At 64.3% G+C, this 12,715-nt stretch carries 10 protein-coding genes; 9 read left to right on the plus strand and 1 reads right to left on the minus strand.

Features of this window, described 5'->3' with window-relative positions; translation table 11 throughout:
* Positions 1 to 75 precede the first annotated feature (75 nt).
* The 5 genes from JY500_RS03165 to JY500_RS03185 all read left to right on the plus strand — a co-directional run bounded on the left by JY500_RS03165 (position 76) and on the right by JY500_RS03185 (position 4,837).
* Entirely contained in the window at positions 76 to 885 is an 810-nt protein-coding gene (locus tag JY500_RS03165; RefSeq protein WP_206255051.1) for a sulfite exporter TauE/SafE family protein, read from the plus strand.
* A 102-nt stretch (positions 886 to 987) separates the two neighbouring features.
* Positions 988 to 1,755, plus strand: coding sequence for an ABC transporter substrate-binding protein (locus tag JY500_RS03170; protein WP_172200890.1), 768 nt, complete (start codon positions 988 to 990; stop codon positions 1,753 to 1,755).
* A gap of 70 nt (positions 1,756 to 1,825) precedes the next feature.
* The gene (locus tag JY500_RS03175; protein ID WP_172200887.1) at positions 1,826 to 2,581 is read left to right on the plus strand and encodes an amino acid ABC transporter permease; all 756 of its coding nucleotides are present in this window, start codon (positions 1,826 to 1,828) and stop codon (positions 2,579 to 2,581) included.
* Positions 2,582 to 2,601: 20 nt separating this feature from the next.
* The gene (locus JY500_RS03180; protein WP_172202595.1) at positions 2,602 to 3,333 is read left to right on the plus strand and encodes an amino acid ABC transporter ATP-binding protein; all 732 of its coding nucleotides are present in this window, start codon (positions 2,602 to 2,604) and stop codon (positions 3,331 to 3,333) included.
* Between the two features lie 37 nt (positions 3,334 to 3,370).
* Positions 3,371 to 4,837: a DcaP family trimeric outer membrane transporter gene (locus JY500_RS03185; protein ID WP_206255053.1), complete on the plus strand. Its 1,467-nt coding sequence runs from the start codon at positions 3,371 to 3,373 to the stop codon at positions 4,835 to 4,837.
* Between the two features lie 64 nt (positions 4,838 to 4,901).
* Here the strand turns inward: JY500_RS03185 and JY500_RS03190 are convergent, their stop codons facing one another.
* Positions 4,902 to 5,597 (minus strand): GntR family transcriptional regulator, encoded by a 696-nt coding sequence (locus JY500_RS03190; protein WP_172200884.1) that lies wholly within the window; start codon positions 5,595 to 5,597, stop codon positions 4,902 to 4,904.
* A gap of 260 nt (positions 5,598 to 5,857) precedes the next feature.
* Here JY500_RS03190 and scpA point away from each other — a divergent pair, with 260 nt between their 5' ends.
* The 4 genes from scpA (at position 5,858) to accC (ending at position 12,631) form a co-directional block, all read left to right on the plus strand.
* Complete coding sequence (gene scpA, locus JY500_RS03195; protein WP_206255054.1) at positions 5,858 to 8,005, plus strand: methylmalonyl-CoA mutase; 2,148 nt, start codon at positions 5,858 to 5,860, stop codon at positions 8,003 to 8,005.
* A gap of 28 nt (positions 8,006 to 8,033) precedes the next feature.
* Positions 8,034 to 8,996, plus strand: a complete 963-nt coding sequence (gene meaB / locus JY500_RS03200) for a methylmalonyl Co-A mutase-associated GTPase MeaB (RefSeq protein WP_246479775.1) — start codon at positions 8,034 to 8,036, stop codon at positions 8,994 to 8,996.
* A gap of 92 nt (positions 8,997 to 9,088) precedes the next feature.
* Positions 9,089 to 10,621, plus strand: a complete 1,533-nt coding sequence (locus JY500_RS03205) for an acyl-CoA carboxylase subunit beta (RefSeq protein WP_172200875.1) — start codon at positions 9,089 to 9,091, stop codon at positions 10,619 to 10,621.
* Between the two features lie 21 nt (positions 10,622 to 10,642).
* Positions 10,643 to 12,631 carry an acetyl-CoA carboxylase biotin carboxylase subunit gene (gene accC / locus JY500_RS03210; protein ID WP_206255056.1) on the plus strand — a complete coding sequence of 663 codons (1,989 nt, stop codon included), beginning with the start codon at positions 10,643 to 10,645 and terminating at the stop codon, positions 12,629 to 12,631.
* Positions 12,632 to 12,715 lie beyond the last annotated feature (84 nt).

The following is a 12,715-nucleotide window of genomic DNA, read 5'->3' on the forward strand; positions in this document are numbered from 1 at the left end:
TACGCATCACTACGGACAGACGCCGTCCGCACAGTTGCATATGATCTGGGGCTTTTCATGGCCTGGGACCGCTGAATGACGCCTGACGCGTGGTGGCTCGCCTATGTGCTGCTTGGCTTCTTCTCGGGCTTCATGGCCGGGTTGTTGGGCCTGGGTGGCGGGGCGATCATGGTGCCGCTGCTGGTGATGATCTTCAGCGCGACCGGTGTGCCGCACGAGCATGTGCTGCATCTGGCGCTCGGTACGTCGATGGCGACCATCATCTTTACCGCGTGGTCCAGCACGCGTGCGCACCATGCGCACGGCGCAGTGATCTGGGACGTGGTAAAGGCGTTTTCGCCCGGCATCGTGTTCGGCACGCTGCTGGGCACCTTGGTCGCTGCGCGCGTCAGCACCCGTGGCCTGGCGGTGTTCTTTGCCTGTTTCATCACGCTCGTTGCGGTGCAGATGATGTTCAACCTCAAACCGGCTGCGCGGCGTGGTTTGCCCGGACGGGCCGGGCTGGCTGGCGTCGGTACCGGAATCGGCATGGTGTCGGCGCTCGCCGCCATTGGCGGGGGCTCGATGACCGTGCCCTACCTGACCTGGTGCAATGTGCCGGTGCAGCGTGCGATCGGCACTTCGGCGGCCGTCGGCATTCCGATTGCCGTTGCGGGCTCGCTGGGCTACTTGTGGAACGGCTGGGGCCAGTCGGGTTTGCCGCCTGCGGCGTTTGGCTACATCTATCTGCCTGCCTTGGTTTGCTTGATCTTTGCTTCGATGCTGACGGCCCCGCTTGGTGCGCGATTGGCCCACCGTTTGCCGGTCGCCACGCTTAAACGCGCCTTCGCAGGTGTGCTGGTCTTGCTGGCTGGCAAGATGCTCTGGGGGGTCTTCAGTGTCTGATTCATCCGACACCTGTTGTGGACTCGCCACCGGGCGCTGCCTAAACTCATTTACATCGTCCCGTCCGGGACGCCTATTTCCCTCCTTCGGAGAAGCGAAACGATGCGTGTGATCCATTCTCTCGCCGTCGCCTTCGGCCTGGCCTGCGCGGTGCTACCCGCCCAGGCGCGCGATTGGGCGACCATCAAGCAGTCCGGCAGCATTGTTGTCGCCAGCGAAGGCGCGTATGCGCCTTTCAACTACTTTCAGGGCTCCACGCTGACCGGCTACGAGATCGATGTGATGAACGCGATGGCGGCCAAGCTGGGGCTCAAGGTGGAATGGCGGGCGCTTGGGTTTGACGCGCTGATTGCCAGCATCCGCCAGGATCGCTTCGACGCTGCAATCGCCAGCCATGGCATCACCGAAGAGCGCCAGAAGTCGGTCGACTTCACGAATCCGCATTACTGCTCGGGTGGCCAGATCGTTACCAAGGCCGGTGGCCCGACCAAGGGTAGCGAACTCGCCAACAAGGTGATCGGCGTGCAGCTTGCGACGACCTATGCCGATGCAGCGAAGAAAGTGACCGGCGCGAAGGAAGTCAAGACCTTCCCGAAAGACACCGATGCGCAGCAGGCGCTGATCAGTGGCCGCGTTGATGCGTGGGTGACGGACCGTTTCGTGGCGAAGTCGGCTGTCGAAAAGAACGCGTCGGCTGGGCTCAAGACGGGCGAACTACTGTTCGTCGAGCGCATCGCCACCGTCGTGCGCAAGGGCAACAACGAGTTGCGCGACCAGCTCAACAAGGCGCTTGCAGAACTCAAGGCAGACGGCACGCTCAAGAAGATTTCCGAGAAGTACTTCAAGGAAGACATTACCTGCCAGAACTGAGTTTCTGCGCAGATTCCCCGTAGTCAGTGCGGGCCGCCACGGCGGCCCGCAGTTTCGATAGAACGACTCAATGATCACTAGATTGAAGGATCGCGACTCGCTGGTGCTGGTCGGATCGGTGCTAGGCCTCGGTGTGCTGCTGTGGCTCATGTCGGCGCCGCTCGCGATGCTGCCGGCCCCGGTAGGGCCCGCGGCAGATCAGTTTTCGGCCGGCGCGCTGATGACGATCCAGCTCACGCTGGTCTCCGGCATTTCCGGGCTCGTGCTCGGGGTGCTGGCGGCACTTGGAAAGCTCTCGCACCTGCCGCCGCTGCGCTGGCTGGCCGATTTCTATGTGTGGGTGATCCGCGGCACGCCGCTGCTGCTGCAGATTCTCTTTGTGTATTTCGCGCTGCCGGAGATCTCGCCAAAACTGCAGCTCAATGAATTCTGGACAGCCGTTATCGCGCTGTCGATGAACGTCGGCGCCTACAACGCCGAGGCGATCCGGGCCGGCATCAATGCCGTGCCCACGGGCCAGGTCGAGGCCGCCCGTTCGCTCGGGCTGTCGAAGTTCTACACCTTCCTTGATGTGACCTTGCCGCAGGCGGTTCGGATTTCACTGCCGCCGCTGGCGAGCAACCTGATCGCGTTGTTGAAGGATTCGTCGCTGGCCTATGCGATCGGTGTCGTCGAGCTTTCGATGGTCAGCAGCCGGGTGCAGGCGTCGAGCTTCCAGCCCTTCCCGGTCTTCATCACGGTGGCGGCGGTGTACCTCGCGCTGACGACGACCTTCACGCAATTCGCCGGTGCGCTGGAGCGCAAGCTGGCTGTCGGAAAGCGCTAGGCATGAGCAAGGGTGACGTGATCATTTCGGTCGACAAGATCGTCAAGCGCTGGGGCAGTTTTACCGCGCTCAACGAGGTGTCGGTATCCTTCAAGGAAGGCGAAGTCGTCTGCATCATTGGCCCCTCCGGTTCCGGCAAATCGACGCTGCTGCGCACGATCAACCGGCTGGAAGAGCACGACGCTGGCCGCATCGTGGTCGACGGCATCGAGCTCGACAACGACATGAAACACATCGACGCCGTGCGCGCCGAAGTCGGCATGGTGTTCCAGAGTTTCAACCTGTTCACACACATGACGGTGCTGGACAACATCACGCTCGCGCCGCAGCGGGTGCGCAAGTGGAAGCGCGAACAGGCCGAGAAGACCGCGCGCGAATTGCTTGAACGCGTGGGGCTGGCAGCGCATGCGCACAAGTACCCCTCGCAACTATCCGGCGGCCAGCAGCAGCGTGTGGCGATTGCGCGCGCGCTGGCGATGCAGCCTAAGGTGATGCTGTTCGACGAGCCGACCAGCGCACTGGACCCGGAGATGGTCAACGAAGTGCTGCTGGTGATGCGTGATCTCGCCAAGAGCGGCATGACGATGCTGGTGGTCACGCACGAGATGGGCTTTGCCCGCGAAGTGGCCGACCGCGTGATCTTCTTTGATGGCGGGCGGATCGTTGAAGAGGGCGATCCGGCGCAGTTTTTCTCTCGACCGACCCATCCGCGCGCGCAGGCCTTCCTGTCGCAGATCAAGCACGCCGGATGACGCGGGCGAGGCGACACCACGAGTACGGAGAACACTGATGACGACAACAAGACTGCGCGTAATGGTTGCCGCCGTGGCTGCGGCCCTCGCTGTGCCGGCACACGCCGCCGCGGATGCAAAGGTGATCGAGCGCCTCGAGCGCCAGATCCAGGAACTGCAGCGCGAGGTGCAGGCGCTGAAGGCCGCCCAGCAGAAGAGTGACGCCGCAACCGCCGCTGCTGGCGCGACGGCAGCGGAAGCCAAGGCCGCCGCGACCGCCGCCTCGCCGGCCGCGATCAAGGATGTCGCGGATCAGGTTGAGGCGCAGGGCAAGGAGGCGGTGGTCAAGGGCGACATCCCCGGCTCCTACCGCCGCGCGGGCGAGGAGACCTCGTTCCATGTCTACGGCGTGGCCGAGCTGAACCTGGTGCACGACTTCGGGCCGGACAATGGCGCGAGCGACTACTCGACGTTTGCGCCTTACATCCCGCTCGATGGCCAGAGCAACCGCAAGGGCATGACCTACATGACGGCGCGTACGTCGCGTCTCGGTGTGGAAGCCTCCACGCCGTCGCCGGTCGGGCCGATCAACGTGAAGATCGAAGGCGACTTCAACAACGATCCGCGCACCGGCAACTCGGCGGTGACCGGCAGTCTCGAAACGATCTACACCCAGCAGAGCACCAACAGCTACAACTTCCGCCTGCGCCATGCCTACGGCCAAGTCGGCTCCTGGCTGGTCGGTCAGACCTGGTCCACCTTCATGGACGTCGATGCGCTGCCGGAGACGGTGGACTTCAACGGCCCGATTGGCGCGACCTTCATCCGCCAGCCGATGATCCGCTATACCTACGTGACGCCGGATATCGGCAACTTCACCGCGGCGCTGGAGAACTCGGTGAGCTATGTGCTGGACGACACCGGCGTGGCGACCGCGGACGGTTTCTCGCGCATGCCGGATCTGGTGCTGCGCTACGACAAGGCGTTTGACTGGGGCACGATCAGCGCGCGCGGCGTGACGCATGAGATGGAGGTGAAGGGTGCGCTGGGCAATGCCTCGAAGCGTGGTTATGGCTTGGCTGCTTCGAGCTTCATCAAGACGCGCGGCGACGACTTCCTGACCATTGCGGTGACCGGTGGCAACGGTATCGGGCGCTACTTCAACTACATCGAGGGCGCGATCTACAACCCCGCGGTGAACGAAGTGCTGGCCGAGCAGGCGCTGGGCGTGGTGCTGGGCTACCAGATCAAGCCGAGCGACCGCATCCGCTACAACTTTGCTTACGGCTACCAGCGCAACTTCGACAACGACTACACCGACTTTGCCAAGGCGCAGGGGCTTGGCTCCGGCCAGTACGGCGTAAACCGCAACGTGCAACAGGGGCACGCCGGTTTGTTCTGGAGCCCGTTCCCGAAGCTGGTGGATGTCGGTGCCGAAGTCATCTGGGCGCGTCGGCAGACGCTCGATGGCGAGAAGGGCGAAGCGACGCGCCTGAACTTCTCGGGCAAGTACTACTTCCAGTAAGTCGGGCCGCTTCGGCGCCTGTGCAACGGCCAGCCTGGTGCTGGCCGTTTTGCGTTGACGCGCCTCAGGCGGAGCCGAGCCGCCCCATGGCGCGGCGCCCCTGCAGCAAGTGGTTCTCCATCGCCACCTGGGCTGCGGCGGCGTCGGGCTGGCGGAGCGCCGCAACGATCGCGCGATGTTCTTCGAGTGATTCCTGCAGGCGCCCCTCGCGGAACAGAGAGTGGAAGCGCATCAGCTTGAGCTTCTGCCGCGTGTCCTGAACGAGTTGGGTCAGCCAGCGGTTGCCGGCGATTTCCTGGATCGCGAGATGGAACTGCTGGTTCACCTCGAAGAAGGCTTCAATGTTGTTGGCGACGAAGTGCGCTTCCAGTGCGTCATGCAGTGCATCGATCCGCGCGTGGGCGGCCTCGTCCATGCGCAATGCCGCTTCATAGGCGCAGCGGCCTTCGAGCAGCGCGAGGATCGGGAATATCTCGTCCAGATCCTGCTCGGTCAGAAGCGTCACCTTGCAGCCCCGGCCCGGCGTCAAGGTGACCAGCCCTTCGCTGGCGAGCACCTTGAGTGCTTCCCGCAAAGGCGTGCGGGAGATGCCGTATTCGGCGGTGATGGCCTGCTCGTCGATCCAACTGCCGGGCGGCAGATCGTGCGCAAAGATGCGTGTCCGCAGCCGTTCCGCGACCTCTTCAAAGAGGGCGGAGCGGGTAATCCGCTGCGGCGAGTCACCTTTTGGCAACACTTCTAGTTGACCTCTTGTATTCATAATTATGGATAACGTATTATTGGTTCCGAGGGCTGTCAAGCCGGAATGCGATAGCGGGCGATCCAGCGGATTGTCTGCGGCGAGCTTGGGGGAGTGAGCCAAATCGCAGGACGGACGACATTGCGGTGCGTCTGGGGGGAGGCGCCGCAATGTGACACGGTGGCCCGGGCCGGCCCAAGGGTCGGCCCCTTTTATTCCACCCGGCGTCTGTGACCGCTCGTGTGGCGGTGCGACTCGGCGTCGGGGCAAGGGAGTCTCGCATGTCGGAATTCAAGACGTCCGCCGATCTGGCCGCCTGGCAGGCTGCCGCCGCCAAGGCCGCACCGGGTGGCGATCTGGCCAAGCTCAACTGGGTCACGCCCGAGGGCATTACCGTCAAGCCGCTCTACACGCGCGCCGACATCGCCGATCTCCCGCACACCGATACCTTGCCCGGCTTCGCGCCCTTCGTGCGGGGGCCGCAGCCTACGATGTACGCGGCGCGGCCCTGGACGATCCGCCAGTACGCCGGCTTCTCCACCGCCGAAGAATCCAACGCCTTCTACCGCAAGGCGCTCGCCGCCGGGGGGCAGGGCGTGTCGGTGGCCTTCGATCTGGCGACCCACCGTGGCTACGACTCCGACCACCCGCGCGTGGTGGGCGATGTGGGCAAGGCCGGCGTGGCGATCGATTCGGTCGAAGACATGAAGATCCTGTTCGACGGCATCCCGCTCGACAAGATCAGCGTGTCGATGACGATGAACGGTGCGGTACTGCCGGTACTCGCCGGCTACGTTGTCGCGGCCGAAGAGCAGGGCGTGTCGCAGGATCAGCTCTCGGGCACGATCCAGAACGACATCCTCAAGGAGTTCATGGTCCGCAACACCTACATCTATCCGCCGACGCCGTCGATGCGGATCATTGCGGACATCTTCGGCTACACCGCGCAGCACATGCCGAAGTTCAACTCGATCTCGATCTCCGGCTACCACATCCAGGAGGCAGGGGCGAACCAGGCGATCGAGCTCGCCTTCACGCTAGCCGACGGCATGGAGTACGTGCGCACCGGCATCAAGAGCGGGCTTGATGTGGATGCCTTCGCCGGGCGCCTGTCCTTCTTCTGGGCGGTCGGCATGAACTTCTATCTCGAAGTCGCCAAGATGCGCGCCGGCCGGCTGCTGTGGCACAAGATCATGCAGGGCTTCGGCGCGAAGAGCGCGAAGTCGATGATGTTGCGTACCCACAGCCAGACTTCCGGCTGGTCGCTCACCGAGCAGGATCCGTACAACAATGTCGTGCGCACCACCATCGAGGCGATGGCGGCGGTGTTCGGCGGCACGCAGTCGCTGCACACCAACGCGCTCGATGAGGCGATTGCGCTGCCGACCGAGTTCTCGGCCCGCATTGCACGCAACACGCAGATCATCATCCAGGAAGAGACCCACATCTGTAACGTGGTCGATCCCTGGGCCGGCTCCTACATGATGGAGACGCTCACGCAGGAAATGGCCGATAAGGCCTGGGCGCTGATCGAAGAAATCGAGAAGATGGGTGGCATGACCAAGGCCGTCGAGTCCGGCTGGGCCAAGCTGCAGGTCGAGAAGTGCGCGGCCGAGAAGCAGGCACGCATCGACTCGGGCAAGGACGTGATCGTCGGCGTCAACAAGTACAAGCTCGCGAAGCAGGATGCCGTGGATATCCTCGACATCGACAACACTGCGGTGCGTGAATCGCAGATCGCGCGCCTCAAGCAGGTTCGCGAGCGTCGCGATGGAAGCCGCGTGCAGGCCTGTCTCGATGCGCTGACGCGGTGTGCTGAAACCGGCGAAGGCAATCTGCTCGCACTGGCGATCGACGCGGTGCGCGCGCGCGCCACGGTGGGCGAAGTGTCGGATGCGCTGGAGAAGGTGTGGGGCCGGCACCGCGCCAATCCGCAAACGGTGAGTGGGGTGTACGGAGGCGTCGTGGAAGGTCAGGAAGACTGGCAATCGCTGAAGGGCGAGATCGAGACCTTTGCCGCCGAGCAGGGGCGCCGCCCGCGCATCATGGTCGCCAAGCTCGGGCAGGACGGTCATGACCGCGGGGCCAAGGTGGTGGCATCCGCCTTTGCGGACATGGGCTTCGATGTCGACGTCGGCCCGCTCTTCCAGACGCCGGACGAAGCCGCCCGCCATGCGGTGGAGAACGATGTGCACGCGATTGGCGTGTCTACGCTCGCGGCCGGCCACAAGACGCTGGTGCCGCAGCTCGTCAGCGCATTGAAGGCGCAGGGCGCGGACGACATCGTCGTTTTCGTTGGCGGCGTGATCCCGGCGCAGGACTACGATTTCCTCTACAACGCGGGTGCGGCGGGCATCTTCGGGCCGGGCACGCCGATCCCTGCTGCGGCGCGCGAGGTGCTCGCGCAGATTCGCAAGCGGCTTGGCTGAGCAGAGGGCGCCCCGCGTGGACGCCGCCTTGGAAGCGTTCGTCGCCCGCTTGCTCGCTGGCGAGCGGCGCGCGCTCGCCAAGGCCATCACGCTGGCCGAATCCACCCGTGCCGACCACCGCGCGCAAGCCGATGCCTTGCTGCAGGCGGTGCTGCCCCGAACCGGAAAAGCGCTGAGGCTGGGCATCTCGGGCGTGCCGGGTGTCGGCAAATCCACCTTTATCGAAGCGCTCGGCCTGTGGCTGATCGCGCGCGGCCATCGCGTCGCGGTGCTGGCGGTCGACCCCAGTTCCAGCGTCACCGGCGGCTCCATCCTCGGCGACAAGACGCGCATGGAAGGCCTCTCACAGCGTATCGAGGCCTACATCCGCCCGTCCCCCTCGTCAGGCAGCCTGGGCGGCGTGGCTGAACGCACGCGCGAAGCGATGCTGCTATGCGAAGCGGCGGGTTTCGATGTTGTGATCGTCGAAACCGTGGGCGTCGGGCAGAGCGAAACGACCGTGGCCGGCATGACGGATCTGTTCTGCCTGCTGCAGTTGCCAAATGCTGGCGACGACCTGCAGGCGATCAAGAAAGGCGTGATCGAACTGGCCGACCTCATCGTCATCAACAAGGCGGATATCGACCCGAACGCGGCGGCGCTGGCGCAGGGGCAGATCCGCTCCGCTCTGACGATGCTGCGTCCGCAGAACGCTGCGTGGACGCCACCGGTGCTCACGCTTTCAGCCTTGCGTCAGGAAGGTGTCGCATCCTTCTGGGAAACGGTGGAACGCTATCGCGACACGATGCAGGCGAGCGGCGATTTCGAGACCAAACGCCGGGCGCAGGCGGTGGCATGGATGTGGGCGCTGATCGAGAGCGGGCTGAGGGCGCGCTTCGATGCCCACCCCGCGGTGCGCGCCGCCTTGGGCGCGCTCAGCGAAGCGGTGGAACGTGGGGACACAACGCCGGGCGCAGCAGCTGGGGAGCTGTTGCGTCGGGCTGCGCAGTAAGGGCGGGGCGTCGGCCGTATCGAAGGGCGCCGCGTCGGGGGACGCATCGTTGCGGGCATGGCCGGCAGCGACACGACAATCTGGGGGAACACATGCACGACATCATTCGTCAGCTCGAAGAGAAGCGCGGCGCCGCGCGGCTCGGCGGCGGGCAGAAACGCATCGAGGCGCAGCACGCCAAAGGCAAGCTCACCGCGCGCGAGCGCATCGAACTGCTGCTCGACGAAGACAGCTTCGAAGAGTGGGACATGTTCAAGGAACACCGCTGCCACGATTTCGGCATGGCGGAACAAACGGTGCCCGGCGATGGTGTCGTCACCGGCTACGGCACCATCAACGGCCGCATGACCTTCGTCTTCTCGCAGGACTTCACCGTGTTCGGCGGCTCTCTGTCCGAAGCGCACGCCGAGAAGATCTGCAAGATCATGGACCACGCGATGAAGGTCGGCGCGCCGGTCATTGGTCTCAACGACTCCGGCGGCGCGCGTATCCAGGAAGGGGTTGCCTCCCTGGGCGGCTATGCCGAAGTGTTCCAGCGCAATGTGCTGGCCTCCGGCGTGATCCCGCAGATCTCGCTGATCATGGGGCCGTGCGCGGGCGGTGCGGTGTACTCGCCGGCGATGACTGACTTCATCTTCATGGTGAAGGACAGCTCCTACATGTTCGTCACCGGCCCCGAAGTCGTAAAGACGGTGACGCATGAAGAGGTGACCGCGGAAGAGCTGGGCGGCGCGCTGACGCATTCGTCGAAGTCGGGTGTCGCGGATCGCGCCTACGAGAACGATGTCGAGGCGATCCTGATGACGCGCCGGCTGGTCGACTTCCTGCCGGCGAACAACCGCGCCGGCGTGCCGGTGCGCCCGACCACCGACAGCCCGGACCGCATGGACGATTCGCTCGACACCCTGGTGCCGGACAATCCGAACAAGCCCTACGACATGCGCGAGCTGATCATCAAGATCGTCGACGAGGGCGATTTCTTCGAGCTGCAGCCCGAGTACGCGAAGAACATCATGATCGGCTTCGCGCGCATGGAAGGCCGCACCGTCGGCATCGTCGCGAACCAGCCGTTGGTGCTGGCCGGCTGTCTCGACATCAAGAGCTCGATCAAGGCCGCGCGCTTCGTGCGCTTCTGCGACGCCTTCGGCATCCCGGTCGTCACCTTCGTCGATGTGCCGGGCTTCATGCCGGGCACCACGCAGGAATACGGCGGCATCATCAAGCACGGCGCCAAGCTGCTGTACGCCTACGCCGAATGCACCGTACCGAAAGTCACCGTGATCACCCGCAAGGCCTACGGCGGTGCGTACGACGTGATGAGCTCCAAGCACCTGCGTGGCGATGTGAACTTCGCCTGGCCGAGTGCCGAGATCGCGGTGATGGGTCCGAAGGGCGCGGTCGAAATCATCTTCCGCGAAGAGAAGGGTGACCCGGCCAAGCTCGCCGCGCGCGAGCAGGAGTACCGCACCAAGTTCGCCAACCCCTTCATCGCGGGTCACCGTGGCTACATCGACGACGTGATCATGCCGCACGAGACGCGCAAGCGGATCTGCCGCTCGCTCGCGATGCTGCGCGACAAGAAGCTCGAGAACCCGTGGCGCAAGCACGGCAACATTCCGCTCTGATCGCGACGGGGAGAACCGAACATGTTTGAAAAGATCCTGATCGCGAACCGCGGAGAGATCGCCTGCCGCGTCATCAAGACCGCACGCAAGATGGGCATCAAGACCGTCGCGGTGTATTCCGAGGCGGACCGCGATGCGCGCCATGTCGAACTGGCGGACGAGGCGGTGTGCATCGGCCCGGCACCGTCGAAGGAGTCCTACCTCGTCGGTGACAAGATCATCGCCGCTTGCAAGCAGACCGGCGCCCAGGCGGTACATCCGGGCTACGGCTTTCTGTCCGAGAACGAGGACTTCGCGCGCCGCGTTGAGGAAGAGGGCATCGTCTTCATCGGCCCCAAGCACTACTCGATCGCCGCCATGGGCGACAAGATCGCGTCGAAGAAGCTCGCGCTTGAAGCCAAGGTCAACACCATCCCTGGCTACAACGATGCGATCGACACGCCCGAGCAGGCGGTGAAGATTGCGCAGGGCATCGGCTACCCGGTGATGATCAAGGCCTCCGCGGGCGGCGGCGGCAAGGGCTTGCGCGTTGCCTACAACGACCAGGAGGCGCACGAGGGCTTTGCCTCCTGCCGCAACGAGGCGCGCAACGCCTTTGGCGACGACCGTGTGTTCATCGAGAAATTCGTCGAGGAGCCGCGCCACATCGAGATCCAGGTGCTGGGCGACGCGCACGGCAACACGGTCTATCTGTGGGAGCGCGAGTGCTCGATCCAGCGCCGGCACCAGAAGGTGATCGAAGAGGCGCCCAGCCCCTTCCTCACCGAAGAGGTTCGTCGTGCGATGGGCGAACAGGCAGTGGCGTTGGCGAAGGCGGTGAAGTACCAGTCGGCCGGCACGGTGGAGTTCGTTGTCGGCAAGGACATGAGCTTCTACTTCCTCGAAATGAACACCCGCCTGCAGGTCGAGCACCCGGTGACCGAGATGATCACCGGCCTCGATCTGGTCGAGCAGATGCTGCGTGTGGCGGCGGGCGAGAAGCTCGCCTTCACGCAGGACGAGATCAAGCGCGACGGTTGGGCGATGGAGTGCCGCATCAACGCGGAGAACCCCTTCCGCGGCTACTTGCCATCGACAGGGCGCCTGGTGACCTACCGTCCCCCGCAGGAGATGCCGGGTATGGTGCGCGTCGACACCGGGGTGTATGAGGGCGGCGAGATCTCGATGTACTACGACTCGATGATCGCCAAGCTGATCACCCATGGCGCGAGCCGAGAGGAAGCGATCAGCCGCATGCGTTCGGCGCTCGATGCCTTCGTGATCCGCGGCGTCGCCAGCAACATTCCGCTGCAGGCGGCGCTGCTGCGCCATCCGCGCTTCCGCTCCGGTAACTTCACCACCGCGTTCATTGCCGAGGAGTACCCGAGCGGCTTCACCGGCGCGCCGGCGGAAGATGCCGAGCTGAGCCGCATGGCCGCGGTGGCCGCCGCGCTGTATCGCCGTACCGACATGCGGGAGACCGAAATCTCGGCGCAGCTGCCGGGCCACCCGCGCAAGGTCGGCAAGCAGTACATCGTGCAGATCCGCGACCGCTGCTTCAGCGTCGAGCTGGAAGACATCGAAGGCGGCCAGCGTGTGCGCTGTGGTGATTTGCGCCACACGCTGGTGGGCGACTGGGTTTTCGGCGCGCCGCGTTTCGAGGGCTGGATGGATGGCGAGCCGATCGTGGTGCAGGTGCAGCGCCATGGCTGGCACTGGAAACTCTTCCACGCAGGCATCAATGTCACTGCGCTGGTGTTGGCCCCGCGCGCGGCCGAGCTGCTTTCTTTGATGCCGCGCAAAGCCCGGCCCGATCTGTCGAAGTACCTTTTGTCACCCATGCCGGGCTTATTGACTGATCTTGCTGTTTCGGTCGGTCAAGAGGTCAAGGCAGGGGAAAGGCTCGCAGCCATCGAAGCAATGAAAATGGAGAATGTGCTGCGCGCCGAACAGGATTGTGTGGTCGCCGAGGTGCTCGCCAAACAGGGCGAGAGCCTGTCAGTGGATCAGCCGATCCTGCGCTTCCGATAAGCGTGCCAAGCGCCACAGCCCGAGTTGCCAAAGAGCGGCCGGGTCACCAAAGGAATCAAGGGGGAGGGGAGCCTGCAGTTGGGC

Origin of the sequence: Niveibacterium microcysteis (genome assembly GCF_017161445.1) — a bacterium.
GTDB classification, from domain to species: domain Bacteria; phylum Pseudomonadota; class Gammaproteobacteria; order Burkholderiales; family Rhodocyclaceae; genus Niveibacterium; species Niveibacterium microcysteis.